This window comes from Sphingomonas sp. GW822-FHT03G08, assembly GCF_058801135.1.
Genome location: NZ_JBXAMZ010000002.1, coordinates 119,883 through 138,557, shown reverse-complemented (window position 1 = coordinate 138,557; position 18,675 = coordinate 119,883). Strand labels below are relative to the sequence as shown.

At 68.3% G+C, this 18,675-nt stretch carries 16 protein-coding genes; 10 read left to right on the top strand and 6 right to left on the bottom strand.

Going from position 1 to position 18,675, the window contains the following annotated elements; all coding sequences use genetic code 11:
- Positions 1 to 84 precede the first annotated feature (84 nt).
- Positions 85 to 660: an NADPH-dependent FMN reductase gene (locus AC1RJ5_RS18075; protein ID WP_269572748.1), complete on the top strand. Its 576-nt coding sequence runs from the start codon at positions 85 to 87 to the stop codon at positions 658 to 660.
- Positions 661 to 733: 73 nt separating this feature from the next.
- Here AC1RJ5_RS18075 and AC1RJ5_RS18070 read toward each other — a convergent pair whose 3' ends face one another.
- Positions 734 to 1,126, bottom strand: a complete 393-nt coding sequence (locus tag AC1RJ5_RS18070) for a glycine zipper 2TM domain-containing protein (protein ID WP_269572749.1) — start codon at positions 1,124 to 1,126, stop codon at positions 734 to 736.
- A 265-nt stretch (positions 1,127 to 1,391) separates the two neighbouring features.
- Here AC1RJ5_RS18070 and AC1RJ5_RS18065 point away from each other — a divergent pair, with 265 nt between their 5' ends.
- A complete protein-coding gene (locus AC1RJ5_RS18065; protein ID WP_493114885.1) occupies positions 1,392 to 2,255 on the top strand; it encodes a hypothetical protein in 864 nt (287 codons plus the stop codon).
- Between the two features lie 68 nt (positions 2,256 to 2,323).
- Here AC1RJ5_RS18065 and dnaJ read toward each other — a convergent pair whose 3' ends face one another.
- Together dnaJ and dnaK are read right to left on the bottom strand one after the other, a co-directional pair.
- On the bottom strand, positions 2,324 to 3,445 hold the full coding sequence (gene dnaJ, locus AC1RJ5_RS18060) for a molecular chaperone DnaJ (RefSeq protein WP_269572751.1): 1,122 nt from the start codon (positions 3,443 to 3,445) through the stop codon (positions 2,324 to 2,326).
- 72 nt (positions 3,446 to 3,517) lie between these two features.
- Positions 3,518 to 5,428: a molecular chaperone DnaK gene (dnaK, locus tag AC1RJ5_RS18055; RefSeq protein WP_493114883.1), complete on the bottom strand. Its 1,911-nt coding sequence runs from the start codon at positions 5,426 to 5,428 to the stop codon at positions 3,518 to 3,520.
- 188 nt (positions 5,429 to 5,616) lie between these two features.
- On the opposite strand from dnaK, the gene AC1RJ5_RS18050 reads away from it, so the two are divergent.
- The 5 genes from AC1RJ5_RS18050 (at position 5,617) to AC1RJ5_RS18030 (ending at position 9,940) form a co-directional block, all read left to right on the top strand.
- On the top strand, positions 5,617 to 6,030 hold the full coding sequence (locus AC1RJ5_RS18050) for a copper chaperone PCu(A)C (protein WP_493115811.1): 414 nt from the start codon (positions 5,617 to 5,619) through the stop codon (positions 6,028 to 6,030).
- Positions 6,031 to 6,303: 273 nt separating this feature from the next.
- Positions 6,304 to 8,031 carry a TadE/TadG family type IV pilus assembly protein gene (locus tag AC1RJ5_RS18045; RefSeq protein WP_493114881.1) on the top strand — a complete coding sequence of 576 codons (1,728 nt, stop codon included), beginning with the start codon at positions 6,304 to 6,306 and terminating at the stop codon, positions 8,029 to 8,031.
- On the top strand, positions 8,028 to 8,627 hold the full coding sequence (locus AC1RJ5_RS18040) for a TadE/TadG family type IV pilus assembly protein (RefSeq protein WP_493114879.1): 600 nt from the start codon (positions 8,028 to 8,030) through the stop codon (positions 8,625 to 8,627). Before AC1RJ5_RS18045 ends, AC1RJ5_RS18040 begins: the two co-directional genes overlap by 4 nt.
- Positions 8,624 to 9,343 carry a TadE/TadG family type IV pilus assembly protein gene (locus AC1RJ5_RS18035; RefSeq protein WP_269572756.1) on the top strand — a complete coding sequence of 240 codons (720 nt, stop codon included), beginning with the start codon at positions 8,624 to 8,626 and terminating at the stop codon, positions 9,341 to 9,343. Before AC1RJ5_RS18040 ends, AC1RJ5_RS18035 begins: the two co-directional genes overlap by 4 nt.
- A 60-nt stretch (positions 9,344 to 9,403) precedes the next feature.
- Positions 9,404 to 9,940, top strand: a complete 537-nt coding sequence (locus tag AC1RJ5_RS18030) for a PH domain-containing protein (RefSeq protein WP_493114877.1) — start codon at positions 9,404 to 9,406, stop codon at positions 9,938 to 9,940.
- A gap of 144 nt (positions 9,941 to 10,084) precedes the next feature.
- On the opposite strand, the gene AC1RJ5_RS18025 is transcribed toward AC1RJ5_RS18030, so the two are convergent.
- Together AC1RJ5_RS18025 and AC1RJ5_RS18020 are read right to left on the bottom strand one after the other, a co-directional pair.
- Positions 10,085 to 10,762 carry a CDP-alcohol phosphatidyltransferase family protein gene (locus tag AC1RJ5_RS18025; protein ID WP_269572758.1) on the bottom strand — a complete coding sequence of 226 codons (678 nt, stop codon included), beginning with the start codon at positions 10,760 to 10,762 and terminating at the stop codon, positions 10,085 to 10,087.
- A gap of 81 nt (positions 10,763 to 10,843) precedes the next feature.
- The gene (locus tag AC1RJ5_RS18020; protein ID WP_493114875.1) at positions 10,844 to 12,418 is read right to left on the bottom strand and encodes an ABC-F family ATP-binding cassette domain-containing protein; all 1,575 of its coding nucleotides are present in this window, start codon (positions 12,416 to 12,418) and stop codon (positions 10,844 to 10,846) included.
- A gap of 148 nt (positions 12,419 to 12,566) precedes the next feature.
- On the opposite strand from AC1RJ5_RS18020, the gene AC1RJ5_RS18015 reads away from it, so the two are divergent.
- Both AC1RJ5_RS18015 and AC1RJ5_RS18010 read left to right on the top strand, forming a co-directional pair.
- Positions 12,567 to 13,214, top strand: a complete 648-nt coding sequence (locus AC1RJ5_RS18015) for a hypothetical protein (protein WP_493114873.1) — start codon at positions 12,567 to 12,569, stop codon at positions 13,212 to 13,214.
- Positions 13,215 to 13,245: 31 nt separating this feature from the next.
- On the top strand, positions 13,246 to 13,698 hold the full coding sequence (locus AC1RJ5_RS18010; RefSeq protein ID WP_269572761.1) for a vgr related protein: 453 nt from the start codon (positions 13,246 to 13,248) through the stop codon (positions 13,696 to 13,698).
- On the opposite strand, the gene AC1RJ5_RS18005 is transcribed toward AC1RJ5_RS18010, so the two are convergent.
- On the bottom strand, positions 13,695 to 15,374 hold the full coding sequence (locus AC1RJ5_RS18005) for a hypothetical protein (RefSeq protein WP_493114871.1): 1,680 nt from the start codon (positions 15,372 to 15,374) through the stop codon (positions 13,695 to 13,697). The genes AC1RJ5_RS18010 and AC1RJ5_RS18005 overlap by 4 nt on opposite strands.
- A 203-nt stretch (positions 15,375 to 15,577) precedes the next feature.
- Between AC1RJ5_RS18005 and uvrA the strand changes: the two genes are divergently transcribed.
- The gene (gene uvrA, locus AC1RJ5_RS18000) at positions 15,578 to 18,526 is read left to right on the top strand and encodes an excinuclease ABC subunit UvrA (protein WP_493114869.1); all 2,949 of its coding nucleotides are present in this window, start codon (positions 15,578 to 15,580) and stop codon (positions 18,524 to 18,526) included.
- Positions 18,527 to 18,675: the final 149 nt, after the last annotated feature.

The following is an 18,675-nucleotide window of genomic DNA, read 5'->3' as shown; positions in this document are numbered from 1 at the left end:
GAAATGTGCCTCCTTGTGGCGATGCGACCACCGCATCATTTGATCCTAGGTTACGATTCGTAACCGGAAAGGGTCTCAATTTCCATGCTCAATCTCGCACTCATCATTGGCAGCACCCGCCCCCAGCGCTTCGCGGACGTTCCCGCCCAGTGGATCGCCGCCGGCGCCGCCGAGCGTAGCGACTTCCACCTCGATATCCTCGACCTGCGCGACCAGAAGCTGCCGCTGTTCGAGGAGCCGGTCGCCCCGGCCTGGACGCAGGGCGTCTATTCCAATCCGCTGGCAGAGGAATGGCGCCAGAAGATCGGCAAATATGACGGGTTCATCATCACCGCCGCCGAATACAACCACGGCCCGACCGCGGTCCTCAAGAACGCGCTCGATTCGGCGACCTTCGAATGGCGCCGCAAGCCGGTGGCGTTCGTCGGCTATGGCGGCGTCGGCGGCGCCCGCGCGATCGAGCAGCTGCGCGGCGTCGCGGTCGAGCTGCACATGGCGCCGATCAAGGCCGAGGTGAATATCGGGATGGAGCCGTTCCTCGGCATCCTCCAGCAGGGCAAGACGCTCGACGACTATCCCCATCTCGCCGCCGCGCGCACCACGGTCTTCGACGAGATCGCCTGGTGGGGCAATGCGCTCAAGGCCGCCCGCGCCGCCTGAGCCTTGTCCACAAAGAGAAGGGGCCCGGCGTTTCCACCGGGCCCCTGCCTCCTGCTTGAAGTCCTTCGGGACTTTAGCGGCAGCGACGGCCGCCGCTGTTATCCTTGTCGATCGCCTGGCCGAGCAGGGCACCGCCCAGCGCGCCGAGCAGCGTACCCGGGGCACGATCGCCGTAGCGGTCGATGCTGCGGCCGACCAGGGCGCCGGCGACACCGCCGATCAGCAGGCCGGTGGTACCATCCGAACGGCGGCAATAGTTGCGGCCGTCGCGGCCACGCCAGCTCGGGCCGTTGTAATAGCCGCGGTCGTTATAGCCCCGGTCATAGCCGCGATTGTCGTAGCTGCGCTCGTAGCGGCCGTGATCGCGATAGCCGTCATAGCCACCATAACGCTGCGCGGCAGCCGGGGTGGACAGGGCGGGAAGGGCAACGGCCATGGCCGTAAGGCCCAGAAGCGTCTTGCGCATAATCTCAACTCCTCTTCTGGCCGGTGCCTGAGCACCGGGGATGAGATGGTTCTATGCGAGTCGCGCTGAGGCGATGCTGAACTGGGTTTGCAGCTTACGTTAACGTAACGAGATATGCCCTCACGCCCCGGCAGCATCTTCGCGCATTGGTACGATCCGTGTCGTGGCGGCGCTCGCCCTGCCGGCATCCGCCTTGGTCGCGCGCCGCTTGCCGCGGCGGGCTTTCGCTGCCTGGACTGCGCGATCCTGCTGGGGAGAACGCTCGATGATCGCCAAGTTCGTGCCCGGCATCGCCGGCCTGGTCCTGGCACTGGCCGCGCCGCCCGCCGATGCCCAGGACGATGCTGCCCGCACCGGCCGCTGGGCCGACGGCGCGGAATTCCGCTTCCATCGCTATGTCAATTTCTGGCGCCAATCCCCGCCGGGCACCATGCTGGGCGAAACCGCCGACGAACGCGCGCCGGGCCAGGTGCTGCCGGCCCTGTTGAGCACGGACGGCCGTCCCATCTCCGCCGCCGAGCGCGCGCTGTTCGAGCGCAAGGCACGCGTCGCGCTGGATGCGCTGCTGGCCCAGCCGTCGCTCCGCGATCCGCACGGCTATGCGGTCAGGCCGCGCATCTCGATCGGACGCGACCGGTTCGGCAGGCTCTCCGCCACGCTCAGCATCTTCGCGCCGCGGATCCGGCTGGCCGATCCGCGCACCACCAACGTCGCCGGGCGCTACTTCACCCCGGACGAGGCACCCGAGCTGCGGGTGCGGATCAACCATGGCCAGCAATGGCTCAACGAAATCCCGGTGCGCCGCGGCCGCTACAATGGCGCCCTCACCGGCGAGGCGAAGGGGGAGCCCTTCTTCCATGTCGCCACCAATGGCCGCGATCCGCTCGTCTCGACCTGCTGCGATTACAAGGGCCAGCCCCAGGCCGACTGGAACCCGAATTTCTACGATCCCGCCCGCCCGGGCAGCGAGATCCAGTATGTGTCCGGCATGGTGATCTACGACAACCACCGCCGGGGTGCGCTGTGGGACGGCACCTCCCCGCCCGACGGACCGGTACCGCGCCTGCTCGCCGCGCTGTTCATGACCGACTGGACCGACATCACCCGCCGGATGAACGCCGCGCGATAGGCGCCCAGGAAAAAGCCCCCTCCGCGCGGGGCGAAGGGGGCTGATCTTCCAGCGACTGGAACCGGGCTTCAGCCCAGCGCCGCCTTGAGCTTGGCGAAGAAGCCGGTCGCCTGCGGGCATTCGTCGCCGGTCTCGGTCGAGCGGAATTCCTCGAGCAGTTCGCGCTGCCTGGCAGTCAGCTTGCTCGGCATCTCGACGACGAGCTCGACGACCAGGTCGCCGCGCCCGCGCCCCTGCAGCACCGGCATGCCGGCACCGCGCTGGCGCACTTCGCGGCCGCTCTGCGTGCCCGCGGCGATCTTCACGACATGCTTCTCGCCGTCTAGGCCGGGGATGACGATCTCGCCGCCCAGCGCCGCGGTGGTGAAGCTGATCGGCGCATGCGCGAACAGGTTGGTGCCCTCGCGGTCGAACAGCCCATGCTTCTTCACATGCAGGAAGATGTAGAGGTCGCCAGCCGGCGCGCCGCGCGCCCCTGCCTCGCCTTCGCCCTGCAGGCGGATCCGCGTGCCTTCGTCCACGCCGGGGGGCACATTGATCTTGAGCGTCTTGGTCTTGTCCGCCCGCCCCTCTCCGCGGCAGTCGCGGCACGGCTCGTCGATGATCTCGCCGGCGCCGTGGCAATGCTGGCAGGCGCGCTCGACCATGAAGAAGCCCTGCTGCGCGCGCACCTTGCCGTGCCCGCCGCAATATTTGCACTGAGTCGCCTTGGTGCCCGGCTTGGCGCCGGTGCCGTCGCAGGTCTCGCAATGGCCGGAGACATCGACGGTGATCTCGGTGGTCGTCCCGTGGAACGCGTCCTCGAGCGTGATCTCCATGTCGTAGCGCAGGTCGGCGCCGCGGCGCTGCTGGCGCGGGCCGCCGCGTCCGCCGCCCATGAACTCGCCGAACACGCTTTCGAAGATGTCGCTGAACGCGCCGAAATCCTGCGGCCCGCCGCCGCCACCGCCGCCCATGCCGTTCTTGAAGGCAGCATGGCCGAAGCGATCATAGGCCGCGCGCTTCTGGGGATCCTTCAGGCAGTCATAGGCTTCGTTGATCGCCTTGAACTTGCCTTCGCTGTCCTTGCAGCCGGCGTTCTTGTCCGGATGATACTTGATCGCGAGCTTGCGATAGGCGGACTTGAGCGTGGCCTCATCCGCGGTGCGCTCGACTTCGAGCAGCTCGTAGAAATCGACTTCGGTGGTCATTTAAAGCACTGGCCCCCGCCTTCACCCGGCACTCCCGACGCACTGTCGGGAATGCCGGGGAAAGACATGTAGTTACGCCTTGTTGTCGTCCACCTCGGAGAACTCCGCATCGACGACTTCCTCGCCGCCTGCTTCGTTCCCGGCAGTAGCACCGGCCTGGGGCGAAGCCTCGGCCTGCTGCTGCTTCTCGTAGATCGCCTGGCCGAGCTTCATCGCCACCTGGGCGAGGTTCTGGCTCTTGGCCTGCATGTCGTCGGCGTCACCGCCTTCGATCGCTGCCTTGGTCTCGGCCAGCGCGGCCTCGATCTCGGCCTTCAGCCCGCCATCGACCTTGTCGCCATTCTCGGCGAGCTGGCGCTCCGTCGTGTGGACCAGGCTCTCGGCGTTGTTCTTCGCCTCGGCCGCGGCACGGCGCTTCTTGTCCTCTTCGGCGAAGCTCTCGGCGTCGCGGACCATCTGCTCGATGTCGCTGTCCGAAAGACCGCCCGAGGCCTGGATGCGGATCTGCTGCTCCTTGCCGGTCCCCTTGTCCTTGGCCGACACATTGACCAGGCCGTTGGCGTCGATGTCGAAGGTCACTTCGATCTGCGGCACGCCGCGCGGCGCCGGCGGGATGCCGACCAGGTCGAACTGGCCGAGCAGCTTGTTGTCCGCCGCCATTTCGCGCTCGCCCTGGAAGACGCGGATCGTCACGGCCTGCTGACCATCGTCAGCGGTCGAATAGACCTGGCTCTTCTTGGTCGGGATCGTCGTGTTGCGGTCGATCATGCGGGTGAACACGCCACCCAGCGTCTCGATGCCCAGCGACAGCGGCGTCACGTCGAGCAGCAGCACGTCCTTGACGTCGCCCTGGAGGACGCCGGCCTGGATCGCCGCGCCGATGGCGACGACTTCGTCCGGGTTCACGCCGGTGTGCGGCTCCTTGCCGAAGAACTCCTTCACGATCTGGCGGACCTTCGGCATGCGGGTCATGCCGCCGACCAGCACCACTTCGTCGATCGCCGCGCTCTTCACGCCGGCATCGGCCAGCGCCTTGCGGCACGGCTCGAGCGTGCGCTGGATCAGGTCCTCGACGAGGCGCTCCAGCTCGGCGCGGTTGATCGTCTTCACCAGGTGCTTCGGCCCGTTGGCGTCGGCGGTGATGAAGGGCAGGTTCACTTCGGTGGTCTGCGCGCTCGAAAGCTCGATCTTCGCCTTCTCGGCCGCTTCCTTCAGACGCTGGAGAGCCAGCTTGTCCTTGGTCAGGTCGATGCCCTCGGCCTTCTTGAAGTCGTCGGCCAGGAACTGCACCAGCTTGGCGTCGAAGTCCTCGCCGCCCAGGAAGGTGTCGCCGTTGGTCGCCTTCACTTCGAACACGCCGTCGCCGATCTCGAGCACCGAGATGTCGAACGTGCCGCCACCAAGGTCATAGACCGCGATCGTCTTGCCGTCGTTCTTCTCGAGGCCATAGGCGAGCGCGGCCGCCGTCGGCTCGTTGATGATGCGCAGCACTTCCAAGCCCGCGATCTTGCCGGCGTCCTTGGTCGCCTGGCGCTGCGCGTCGTTGAAATATGCCGGAACCGTGATCACCGCCTGGGTGACGTTCTCGCCGAGATAGGCCTCGGCGGTTTCCTTCATCTTCTGCAGGATGAAAGCGCTGATCTGCGACGGGCTGTAGTCCTCGCCGCCGGCCTGCACCCAGGCGTCTCCGTTGGAGCCGCGCACGATGGTGTAGGGCACCAGCTCGGTGTCCTTCTTGGTCACCGGGTCGTCGAAGCGGCGGCCGATCAGGCGCTTCACCGCGAAAACCGTGTTGTCCGGATTGGTCACTGCCTGGCGCTTGGCCGGCTGACCGATCAGGCGCTCGCCATCCTTGGCGAAGGCGACGATCGAAGGCGTGGTACGCGCGCCTTCCACATTCTCGATTACCTTGGGCTTGCCGCCCTCCATCACTGCGACGCAGCTGTTGGTCGTCCCCAGGTCAATACCGATAACTTTAGCCATGGTCCCTCGTTGGCCCCCAGTAAAATTCAAACACTTGGCCCCCAACGCCCCTGCTGGGAGGCAGCGCGGAGAACCGATCACGTTGCCGGATATAGGTGCGCGCACGCTTGCCGCAAGAAGCAGGGCTTTCTAAGGGCTTTCCCGAAATGGGAGTATGGCGGATGCGGCGGTTTTCAGCGATCGTTACGATGGTGGCACTTTCCGCTTGCGCGCCCAAGGGTGAGCTTTCCGCGAGCAATGGCTGGGTTCGCCTGCCCGCCGTCGCCGGCCAGCCGGGTGCCGCCTATTTCACCGTGCGGGGCGGCGCCACCGCCGACACTCTCCTCGCCGTCTCCTCGCGCGCCGCTTTGAAGGCCGAGCTGCACGAGAGCATGAAGGGCGACCACGGCATGATGGCCATGGAACCGCTCAAGGACGTCGCCGTCCCCGCCGGCGGGAAGCTGGAATTCGCCCCAGGCGGCCGTCACGTCATGCTCTTCTCGATCGGCCCGGCGGTGAAGCCGGGCCAGAAGGTGCCGCTCCAGCTGTCCTTCGCCAGCGGCAAGACGCTGCAGATCGACGCCCAGGTGGTCGGCGCAGGCGATCCCGCGCCGGGAAGCTGAACCCTATCCACGTGCGGCGCACACCCTGGCTCGGCAGTTCCCGGCCCTCGCCGGGGAACTGGATGCGTTGAATGTCGGTACAGCCATCCGGCCCGATTTATGAACGGCAGGACAGGTTAAGCTACTGTAGTTGCACGGATGCGTGTTTCTCCGTAACCCTCCGTAAACCACTTCTCCCCCATTATGGTGGCAAGGCCCAGAAGACTGGGTGACCCGCGTCGGGTTGCGGGTCGGAGTGGTCGCGTGATGGAAGATCGGCAGGCATCGCGGTTCATGACGCGCCTCGCGCGCGACCGTCGCGGCAACACGCTGGCGATGATGGCGGCGATGCTGATCCCGCTGGCCGGCTTCTGCGGCGTCGCGATCGACACCGCCCGCCTCTATGTCGTCAAGACCCGCCTCCAGCAGGCCTGCGACGCCGGCGTGCTCGCCGGGCGCAAGTTCATGACCGACACCTCGCTCAGCAACACCACGCTCGATTCGACCGCATCGGCCCAGGCGCAGACCTTCTTCGCCAACAATTTCCGCACCGGCTGGTTCAAGACCGCCACCGCCACCTTCACGCCAACCAAGACCTCGAACGCCCAGGTCGCGGGCACCGCCCAGTCGACCGTGCCGATGACGATCATGTCGATCTTCGGCATGACCAGCCAGACCATCACCGTCACCTGCGAGGCGAGCTACGACATCGCCGATACCGACGTGATCTTCGTGCTCGACACCACCGGCTCGATGGCCTGCCTGCCGCAGGACGACGACACCACCTGCAACGCCTATGTCGGCGCGGCGGGCACGACCAGCTACAGCCGCCCGGCCGACGGCGCCGCCAGCGGCAATGACAGCGTCGCCGGCTATCCGGGCAGTACCGCCTATTACGTCCCCGAGAAGAGCGGCTCGCGCATCGCGGCGCTGCGGTCGGCGGTGCTCAGCTTCTACGACACCATGGCCTCGGCGGCGGACCCGTCCACCCATATCCGCTACGGCTTCGTCACCTACACTTCGACGGTGAACGCCGGCAAGGCGATCACCGCGCTGTCACCCGCCTATATGGTCGGCGGCACCGGCAGCGCGAACACCCAGTGGAACTATGAATCGCGCTACCAGACCGGCACCTATTACGGCACGCCGACCTGGCGCTATCAGCAGCTCGATTTCGACGTGCGCAGCTTCGTTTCCGGCACGACCGTCACCGATCCCAGCAAGACCACCGGCGCCACCAGTCGCTGGACCGGATGCATCGAGGAACGCAACACCACCGCCGGCACGATGAGCTTCAATCAGGCGTCACTGCCGCCGGATCTCGATCCCGACCTGGCGCCCAATTCGAACATCGACACCCAGTGGAAGCCGATGTGGCCGGAGCTGTTCTACGCCCGCAACAACTACAGCAGCACCGGCAGTTCGACTTCGACCGGTGACAATTCGAGCAACCCGAATATCGGCAGCACTCCCTATTACCAGGCGGGCTATGTCTCGTGCGGCAAGCCGGTCGCGCGGCTCGACACCATGTCGCGCACCGATGTGTCGAACTACGTCAACGCCACCGATTTCCGCCCGATCGGCGGCACCTATCACGATACCGGCATGATCTGGGGCACGCGCCTGCTCTCGCCGACCGGCCTGTTCAAGGCGGACACCGCCGCCTGGCCCGGCCGCCAGGCGCCCAACCGGGTGATCGTGTTCCTCACCGATGGCGACATGTCGCCGAACACCGGCGTCTACGGCATGTACGGCAATGAATATTATGATCGCCGGGTCAGCGGTGGCGATTTCACCAATCTCAAGGCCTATCACAACGCCCGCTTCCTGGCGGAATGCAGTGCGGCCAAGGCGCGCAACATCCAGGTGTGGACCGTCACGATCGATTCCTCGGCGACCACCGAGATGAAGTCCTGCGCCACCACCACCAGCCAGGCGCTCGCCACCACCTCGGGCACCGGCCTGTCCACTGCCTTCGCTGCCATCGCCAAGCAGGTGGCGATGCTCCGCGTGTCGCAGTGACGCGTATCCACCGGCTCCTGCCGCGGCTCGCCCGCGATGTCCGCGGCGTGACGGTGGTCGAGTTCGCCTTCGTGCTGCCGGTCATGCTCGTGCTGATGATGGGCATGTGCGAGCTAGGCTATCAGGCCTATGTCCAGTCGGTGGTCACCGGCGCGGTGCAGAAGGCCGGGCGCGACAGCGGCATCCAGGGCGCCACCGCCGCCACGATCGATGCGCGCGTGCTCTCGCAGATCAAGTCGGCGGCCCCCAGCGCGGCCTATGCCACCGGCTATCCGACCCGGAAAAGCTATACCAACTTCAGCGCGATCGCGCCCGAGCCGTTCGTCGATACCAACGGCAACGGCACGCGCGAGACCGGCGAGTGCTACACCGATGTCAACGGCAACGGCCAATGGGACGCCGATGCCGGCCGCACCGGCCAGGGCGGCGCCAACGACGTGACCGTATTCACCGCCCAGATCACCTATAACCGGCTGTTCCCGGTGGTGAAGCTGCTCGGCTGGTCGGGCAGCGCGACGCTCAGCGCCACCACCACGCTGATGAACCAGCCCTACGCCACCCAGAACATCCCCTCGCCCGCGACGATCTGCACATGAAACTCCGCCTCCCCCTTCCCGCGCTGCTCCGCCGGCTCGCGCCCGCCACCCGGGGCGTGGCGATGCTCGAATTCGCGCTGGCGCTGCCGGTGGTGCTCGTGCTCGGCTGCTACGGCGTCGAGACCGCGAACCTCGCCATCGCCAATCTGCGCGTCAGCCAGCTCGCCTCGAACCTCGCCGACAATGGCTCGCGCATGGGGCTGATGAGCAGCACCAGCTCGGTCGTCCAGCTGCGCGAGCTCGATCTCAACAACGCGCTCCAGGCCGCGCGCCTGCAGGGCGACTCGCTCGACATCGGCAACAATGGCCGGGTGATCCTGTCGAGCCTCGAATATATCCAGCAGAGCTACGACACCGCCCCGGTGATGCGCATCCACTGGCAGCGCTGCTTCGGCAAGAAGAGCGGCACCAACTATGATTCGAGCTACGGCACGACCAGCGCCGCGGCGGGCACCGATGCGACCAAGGCCAATGCCGGCACCACCGTCACCGGCATGGGCGATCCCGGCGCCGTCGTCACCGCGCCCAGCGGCTCGGGGCTGATCTTCGTCGAAGTGAACTATGATTATCAGCGGCTGTTCGGCTCCACCTTCATGGGCCCGGCCCGCCTCCACTACGTCGCCTCGTTCATCGTGCGCGACCGCCGCGACTTCGCCCAGCTCTACAACCCTGCGCCCGCCGCCACCCGCTCGACCTGCGACAAATATACGACGTGAGTTGCCGCGGCGGCGATCCGCGCTATCCTCCCTGCCCAACCCGCAGGGAGGCCCGTCTACATGCCGCAAGTCCTGGATCGTTTCCGCTCCTCCACGCTCGGCTGGCTGATCGGCACCGTCGCCGGCTGGGGCACCTGCTTCCTGTTCCTGCTCGGGCTGATCGGCACTTTCTATTTCCTGGCGCAGGGCACCCTGGTCGGCGCCGCTTGGGTCGCGCCGCTGCTGCTCGCCGTCGCGATCGTCGTGCTGATCCTCAAATGGTTCGAGAATCTGGGCATCGCCTATGAGGTCACCGAGGACCGGCTGATCCTGCACAAGGGCATCGTGCAGAAGTCGATCGACGAGATCGAGCTCTACCGGGTCAAGGACGTCCGCATCGACTTCTCGATCATCAACCAGCTGGCCGACATCGGCACGATCACCATCGCCTCGTCCGACGAGACCACGCGCGACGCGCCGCTGGTGATCCGCGACGTGGCCCAGGCCCGCGCTCGCCGCGAGAAGCTGCGCGAGCTGGTCAACACCGCGCGGCGCAACCGCGGCGTCCGCGAGATCGACATGGTCCACGAAGACCTCGGCGAGCCGCCCTTGAGCTGACACGTATCGGCCTGCCATCCTCGTCATGCCGAACTTGTTTCAGCATCCAACTCTCCACGAGCCATATCGCCGTTGGGACGTTGGACCCTGAAACAAGTTCAGGGTGACAGGTTGTGGGATGGCCTCGCCACCCTCACGCAGCCCTCACCGCTTCTCCAGCACCGCCAGCCGGCGCCCGATGATCGCGGTCTGCACCACGAACAGCGTGATCAGGATCGCCGCGATCGCGCCGACGAAGGTGTCGAACGCCGGCACCGGGCCGATATGGTCGCGGCCGGGCCCGACGATCAGCATCGCCACGGTCATCGCGATCAGCATCAGCCGGAGCTCGGTCGGCCCGGCGGCGACATAGGACAGCCGCAGCTCGCCGGTCACCCGCGCCGACAGGAAGGCGTGCACCGACATCAGCAGGTACCCCGCCAGCGCGATCATCGCGATGTCCATCGTCACGAAGGGCGACAGGCCGATGCCCGCCACGATCATCAGATTGGCCAGCCCGTCGCAGCTATGGTCGATGAAATAGCCATAGGAGGGCCGCTCGATCTTGCGGAACCGCGCCAGGCTGCCGTCCATCGAGTCCCCGAACCACTGCACCGCATAGCCGGCCAGCGACAGCAGCAGCCACAGCGAGGAGAGGTTGCTCGCGACATAGCCCAGGAACACCAGGAAGGCGCCGACCATGCCCAGGGCGGTCAGCCGGTCGGGGGTGACCGAGGGCGGCATCTTCGAGCAGAGCCAGATCAGCAACCGGCGCTCGTGCCGTGCCAGCCAGTTTTCCTGAATCCGCGTCAGCGCGGCGCCGTTACCCGAGGGAGTCGTCATGGGGCGCTATGGGGCATGCCCTGCCCTCCGGCAATCGAATAGTCGTAACAGAAGCGTCACATGTCCCGAATGGAGAGCGGTTCACCGCGCCACCGCGATCTCCCGCTCGACGCCGATCGCTTCCAGGAACGCGCGGTCATGGCTCACCACCAGCAGCGCCCCGTCATAGCCCGCCAGCGCCGCCTCCAATATCTCCACCGATTCCATGTCGAGATGGTTGGTCGGCTCGTCGAGCAGCAGCAATTGCGGCACCACCTCGCCGCCCAGCACACAGGCCAGCCCCGCGCGCAGCCGCTCGCCGCCGCTGAGTTCCCCGGCCGGCTTCAGCGCATCCCGGTTGCGGAACGCGAAGCGCGCGCAGGCCGCATGGGCCTCGCGCTCGGTGGCGTCGGGATGCAGCCGCCGGAAATTGTCGAGCACGCTCGCGCCATCCTCCAGCAGCGCGACATGCTGGTCGAGCATCGCCACCCGCCCCTCGGCGCGCACCACCGTGCCGCCCGTCGGCGCCAGCACGCCAGCCGCGATCCGGAGCAGGCTGGTCTTGCCCGCGCCATTGGGCCCGGTCACCGCCACCCGCTCGGGCCCGATGATCTCGAAGCGCCACGGCCCGAACCGCCGCGCGCCGCGCGCCAGCACGACATCCTCGAACGCCAGCAACCGCCGGTTCGCCGGCAGCCCGGTCGCCGGCAGCGCGATCACCAGCGGCGTCACCACCTCGACCCCGGCCCGCGCCGCCGCCAGCCTTTCCCCGGCCTCGCCGACGAGCCGCTCGCCCACCCCGGCGCCGCGCCCGGCCGAATTCTCCGCCCGCTCCTTCTGCCGCCCCAGCAGGATCTTCGGGGCCGATCCGCTGGCGGCATAGGCCCGGCCCGCGCGATCCCGCCGCGCCTGCCGCTCGCGCGCCTGCTGCGCCCCCGCCTCGGCCCCGCGCAGCGCGTCGCCCGCGCGCTCCAGCTCCGCCGCCGCCCGGCCGCGCTCGGCCTCCCGTGCTTCGGCAAAGCCCGACCAGCCGCCGCCGAACACCCGCGCGCCCAGCGGCGTCAACTCGACGATCCGGTCCATCGCCTCGAGCAGCGCGCGGTCGTGGCTCGCCACCAGCACCCCGCCGCGCCAGCCCTCGACCAGCGCCATCACCGCCGCCCGCCCCTCGGCATCGAGATTGTTGGTCGGCTCGTCGAGCAGCAGAAGGTCGGGCGCATCGAGCCGCAGCCGCGCGATCCCCACCCGCGTCCGCTCGCCGCCGGACAGCGTCGCCACCCGCCGGTCGAGCGCCATCGCGCCCAGCCCCGCGCCGGCCAGCGCCGCCTCGACACGCTCTTCCAGCGTCCAGTCCGCCTCGGCGAGATCCGCCTCGCTGCCCTCGCCCGCCAGCACCCGGCCCAGCCGTGCCAGCCCGCCGCGCACGCCCAGCACTTCGTCGATCCGCCAGTCGCCCGGCCAGGACTGGCGCAGTACCCCGACGCTGCCGGCACGCACCACGCCGCCGCCTGCCGGCGCAATCTCGCCCGCGACGATGCGCAGCAAGGTCGACTTGCCGCTGCCGTTGCGCCCGACCAGCCCGGTGCGTTCCCGCCCCAGCGCCAGCGTCAGATTGTCGAAGAGCCGGCTGCCCTCAGGCGTTGCGGCGGAAAGCGAATCCAGGGTTACGAAGGACATGGGGCACCTGCAGACAGGACGAGACGATCGGGCGAACGATGGTCATTTCCTGGCGCATGATGGGTACTCCGTTGGACTGCGAGTGCGCTATCTGGCGCGCGGGGCGATCGATGACAAGCCCGGACCCGCACGCTAGCCTGCCCCCAGGATGGGCCAGGTGACGACATTGCAAGACGAGGTGCGCCGCCGGAAGCGTAACACCCGGCTGAACCTGATCGCCTTTTCGCTCCTGTGCTTCTTCGGCCTCGGCGCGATCCTGCTCCGGGGCACCGCCACCAGCGATACCCTTGCCTCCGATCCGCAGGTCAACATCCTCGGCCCCGCCGCGCTCGGACTGCTGTGCTGGCTGCTCAGCTTGCTCGTGCTGCTCGGTATCAGGCCGCGGAGCTGGAAGACCCTGGTGGCAGCCTTCTTCCTCTCGCTGTTGACCGGCCTGGGGGCGACGGCCTGCACGATTCTCGTCCTCGAACGGCTCCAGGAACGCGCCGAGTTCGGCCACGGTCCGCTGCGCCAGAAACAGGCAGATCTCGCGATCGCGGAGGCGGTGTACTTCCGCGGCAAGTCCGGCCGCTACGAGATCACGCTCCGCGACTATTCCAGGAGCTTCACCGTCGACGAAGCCGACTATGCCGCCGCCTTTGGCGAAGCGGAGCACGTCCGCCCGCGCGGCCGTTGCGCCCGCGTCACCCTGCAGAAATCCGCCCATGCCCTGCGGATCATCGGCCTTGAGCGCGGCGCCCTCCCGCGCGGCACCCTGGTCCGCTGCCGGCCCGACACGCCTGCGCCAAGCTGGTGACAAGCCGCCGGCCACCCGCCATCTAGGGCGGATGGCCCGATCCCGCCCCCTCACCCAAGGCGAAGCCGAGCTCGCCCGCAGCGTGTTCGGCGACGCGCTCGATCCCGCCCGGGCGGCGGTAGCGAACCGCAAATGGGCGTTCTTCCAGCCGCGGCACACCACCATGGCGCCGCTCGGCACGATCCATTTCAACCCGGCCTCAGGGCTCTACCGCGAGGATTTCGCGCATGCCCCGCTCGGGCTGCAGGGGCTGTTCATCCACGAACTCGCCCATGTCTGGCAGCACCAGTCGGGCCTGTTCCTGCCGCTCCAGCGCCATCCCTTCTGCCGCTATGACTATATCCTCGAGCCCGGCCGCCCCTTCGGGCGCTACGGCATCGAGCAGCAGGCCGAGATCGTCCGCCACGCCTTCCTGCTGCGGCGCGGCGCCGATCTCCCCGGCATCGCGCCGCTCAGCCTCTACGAAGCGCTGCTGCCCTTCTAGTCGACGCTCAGGTTCTTGTCGGGCAGCTTGGCCGGCCGCGGCGGCGCGGACCGGGGCGGCGGCGAGGCGGTGCGCGGCGGCGGGGTATAGCTCGGGCGCGGCGCCGGAGCGGCCTGGGGCGGCGGGCTGTAGCTCGGGCGCGGCGCCGCGCTCGGCGTGGCCGGACGCTGCCATCCTTCCGGGCGCGAGGGCCGCGACCAGCTGGGCCGGCTCGGCGCATTGTCCGCTGCCGGAGGCGCCGCCGGCGCGGGAGCAGGCGTCGCACTCGGTGCCGAAGGCCGCTGCCAGCCGCCTTCGGGGCGATCGGGCCGGCTCCAGCCCCCTTCGGGCGGGGCAGGCCGGTTCCAGTTCGGCCGGGACGGCGCGGCATCCCCGGTCGAGGGCGTCGCCGGTGCCGGTGCCGGCGTCACCACCGGCGGGTTCGGCCGCTGCCAGCCGCCTTCGGGCCGCGAGGGTCGGTTCCAGCCCGGCCGGGACGGCGTGGCGTCGCCGGTAGAGGGCCCGCCCGGTGCCGGCATGGGCGTCACCACCGGCGGATTGGGCCGCTGCCAGCCGCCCTCGGGGCGCGACGGCCGCGACCAAGTCGGATTGCCCGCGCCCGGCTGCGAAGGCCGCCGCCAGCCCGTGCCGCTGCCATCGGGCAGCGGGCGCGGCGGGCGCGTGGCATCGGGTGCCGGCGGCGTATCCGGCGCGACATCGCTCGGCGCCGGCAGGCTGGGCCGGCCGCGCCGCCAGCCCGGCGTGCCGTCGGGCCGGAAATTGTCGGGGCGCGTCACCGGCGGGCGGGTGCCGCCACCCGGTGCGTCGGGCGTGGTGCCGGGGCGCCCGCCCCAGCCCGGCCGGCCCGGCCGCCCGCCGCCCGGCGGACGCGACCAGCCCGATCCCGGCTGGTTCGGTCTTCCCGCCCCCGGCCGGCCCGGCCCGTCCGGCCGGTGGAAGCGGCCCGGGGGCGGGCCCTGGAAGCCGCCGTCGCGCCAGTGGCGGAAGCGCAGCGCCTGGTCGCGCCGGCGGCGCTGCTCGGCGTCGAAGCGCCGGCGCCACGCCGCCGCGTCGCTGCGCGCATGGTAGCGCGCCCAGCCGGGATAGCGGCTGCGGCCGATGTCCCAGCTCTGGATGAAGCTGAAGATCAGCGGGCTGGTATCGATCCAGACATCGGCATCGACCGGGCGATAGTCGCGCCCCGACATCGCGTCGCGCAGCCGCAGCGCGCGGTCGTACAGGTCGCCCGCGGCATCGTCATAATCGCCGAACTCGCCGCGCGGCGCCGCCTCGCCATCGGCGTCATAGACCATCGCCAGCCGCCCGCTCTCATAGGCGAAGCTCATCCCCGGCTCGACCGCCAGGAACGGCCCGCGCGCGCCCGGCGCGAAATAATAGCTGCGGATGCCGCCCTCGCCCGCATCCTCGACGATGATCGTATAGCCGTCGGTCGTCTGCCATGCCCAGGGCTCGGCGCCTTCGAAGGGAAAGGCGAAGTCGGGCGGCGAGTCGCCGATCGCGTCCCACAGCGCATCGGCGCGGTCGATCCACTGATAGTCCTCGGCGGACTGGGGTCCGGACTGAGGGCCGGCCTGTGCCGCCGCCTTCGCAACCGGCACCGTCGCCATCGCCAGGCCGGGCATGGCCAACGCCACGCCCGCCAGCATACCCAGCCGGAACATCCTCTCGAACCGCATCGCCCATCCCTCCTGCATGTCCGCGCAAATTTCCACCCCGGGCGCTGAACGGCGGGTGAAATGTACGTGCAGCTTTGCGAAAGGAAGCGGAGAACGCGCGATGCACCCCGCCATCCCAAGCAACACCGGCAACTGGCGCTTTGTGCCGGGCGTTCCTATCTCCCCACTAGAAACCCCAACAGAACAAAGCTAGAACCCTCGGCATGGCACTTACCACCATTTCCGTCCGCGGCGCGCGCGAGCACAATCTCAAGGGCGTGGACGTCGATATCCCGCGCGACACGCTCACGGTGATCACCGGCCTGTCCGGCTCGGGCAAGTCGAGCCTCGCCTTCGACACCATCTATGCCGAGGGCCAGCGCCGCTATGTCGAGTCGCTCTCGGCCTATGCCCGCCAGTTCCTCGAGCTGATGCAGAAGCCGAACGTCGAGCATATCGAGGGCCTCAGCCCTGCCATCTCGATCGAGCAGAAGACGACCTCGCGCAATCCGCGCTCGACGGTCGCCACGGTCACCGAGATCTACGATTACATGCGCCTGCTCTGGGCGCGCGTCGGCGTGCCCTATTCCCCGGTCACCGGCCTGCCGATCAGCGCGCAGACCGTGTCGCAGATGGTCGACCGCGTCCTCGCGCTGCCCGAGGGCACCCGCCTGCTCCTCCTCGCCCCGGTCGTGCGCGGCCGCAAGGGCGAGTATCGCAAGGAGCTTGCCGAGTGGCAGCGCGCCGGCTTCCAGCGCGTCCGCATCGACGGCGAGACCTATCTGATCGAGGAAGCCCCCGCCCTCGACAAGAAGTACAAGCACGACATCGAAGTGGTGGTCGACCGTCTGGTGGTGCGGGACGACATCGCCACCCGCCTTGCCGAGTCCTTCGAGACCGCGCTCAAGCTCGCCGAGGGCCTGGCGTACGTGGATCTGGTCGACGCGACCGTCGCCGAGGCCACCGGCGCCCGCGTGGCCGAGGCCCGGGCCGAGTTCAACGTCACCGGCGGCGCGATGAAGGGCACCGGCATCCCGGACAACCGCATCGTCTTCTCCGAGAAATTCGCCTGCCCGGTCTCCGGCTTCACCATCCCCGAGATCGAGCCCCGCCTCTTCTCGTTCAACGCCCCCCAGGGCGCCTGCCCCACCTGTGACGGCCTGGGCGAGAAGCTGGTGTTCGACGAGGATCTCGTCGTCCCCAATCACGACCTGTCGATCAAGAAGGGCGCGGTCGTGCCCTGGGCCAAGTCCAATCCGCCCTCGCCCTATTACATGCAGGTGCTCGGCAGCCTCGCCCGCGAGTTCGGCTTCAGCCTCGACACGCCGTGGCGCGATCTGCCCGGCGAGGTCCAGCTGATCGTCCTCCACGGCACCGGCGGCAAGCCGGTCACCCTCACCTTCGTCGACGGCCGCAAGTCGTACGACGTGAAGAAGCCGTTCGAGGGCGTGATCGGCAACCTCAACCGCCGCATGCTGCAGACCGAGAGCGCGTTCATGCGCGAGGAGCTGGCCAAGTACCAGGCCGCGCACCCCTGCGAGGTCTGCCACGGCGCCCGCCTCAAGCCCGAGGCGCTGGCGGTCAAGATCGCCGGCGAGGACATCAGCCACGCCACCCGCCTCTCGGTGGTCGACGCGCTCGCCTGGTTCGAGAAGCTCCCCGCCACGCTCACCGACCAGCAGCGCGAGATCGCCCGCGCGATCCTCAAGGAGATCGACGAGCGGCTCGGCTTCCTCAACAATGTCGGGCTCGACTATCTCAACCTGAACCGCACCTCGGGCACGCTGTCCGGCGGCGAGAGCCAGCGCATCCGCCTCGCCAGCCAGATCGGCAGCGGCCTGTCCGGCGTGCTCTACGTCCTCGACGAGCCCTCGATCGGCCTCCACCAGCGCGACAACGACATGCTGCTCGCCACGCTGCGCCGCCTCCGCGACCTCGGCAACACCGTGATCGTCGTCGAGCATGACGAGGATGCGATCCGCAGCGCCGACTATATCCTCGACATGGGCCCGGGCGCCGGCGTCCATGGCGGCGAGATCGTCGCGCGCGGCACGCTCGACGAGATCCTCAACACCAAGGGCTCCGTCACCGCCGACTATCTCAACGGCACCCGCGAGATCGAAGTCCCGAAGAAGCGCCGCAAGGGCACCGGCAAGAAGCTCACCGTCGAGAACGCCACCGCCAACAATCTGCGCGGCGTCACCGCGAGCATCCCGCTGGGCACCTTCACCTGCATCACCGGCGTCTCGGGCTCGGGCAAGTCGAGCTTCACGATCGACACGCTCTATGCCGCCGCCGCGCGCCAGCTCAACGGCGCCCGCCTGCTCGCCGGCAAGCATGACAAGATCACCGGCCTCCAGCACCTCGACAAGGTGATCGACATCGATCAGTCGCCGATCGGCCGCACCCCGCGCTCGAACCCTGCGACCTACACCGGCGCCTTCACCAGCATCCGCGACTGGTTCGCCGGCCTGCCCGAGGCGCAGGCGCGCGGCTACAAGCCGGGCCGCTTCAGCTTCAACGTCAAGGGCGGCCGCTGCGAGGCGTGCCAGGGCGACGGCGTGCTCAAGATCGAGATGCACTTCCTGCCCGACGTCTATGTCACCTGCGACGTCTGCCACGGCGCGCGCTACAATCGCGAGACCCTCGAAGTGAAGTTCAAGGGCAAGAGCATCGCCGATGTGCTCGACATGACGGTCGAGGACGCGGTCGAGTTCTTCAAGGCGGTCCCGCCGATCCGCGACAAGATGGCGATGCTCGCCGAAGTCGGCCTGGGCTATGTCAAGGTCGGCCAGCAGGCGACCACCCTGTCGGGCGGCGAGGCACAGCGCGTCAAGCTCGCCAAGGAACTCGCCCGCCGCGCCACCGGCAACACGCTCTACATCCTCGACGAGCCCACGACGGGCCTGCATTTCGAGGACGTACGCAAGCTCTTGGAAGTGCTCCACGCGCTGGTCGAGCAGGGCAACACCGTGGTGGTGATCGAGCACAATCTCGACGTCATCAAGACCGCCGACTTCCTCCTCGACCTCGGCCCCGAAGGCGGCGTCAAGGGCGGCGAGATCGTCGCCCAGGGCACTCCGGAGGAGGTGGTGAAGGAACCGCGGAGCTTCACGGGGAAGTATCTGGCGCCGTTGCTGGGGAAGACAAAGGAGGCTGTGGCGGCGGAGTAAAGCGCACGATCAGCCAATCGCGGACAATTGCGTGCGATGCGATGCACCAGGCCAAGCTACCGACGCCGGATCGAAAAATGATACCCTCCTCCAAAGAATAACGCTTTTTTCTTGATTCCGCACTATATTTGCAGAATGACCGCAAAAAA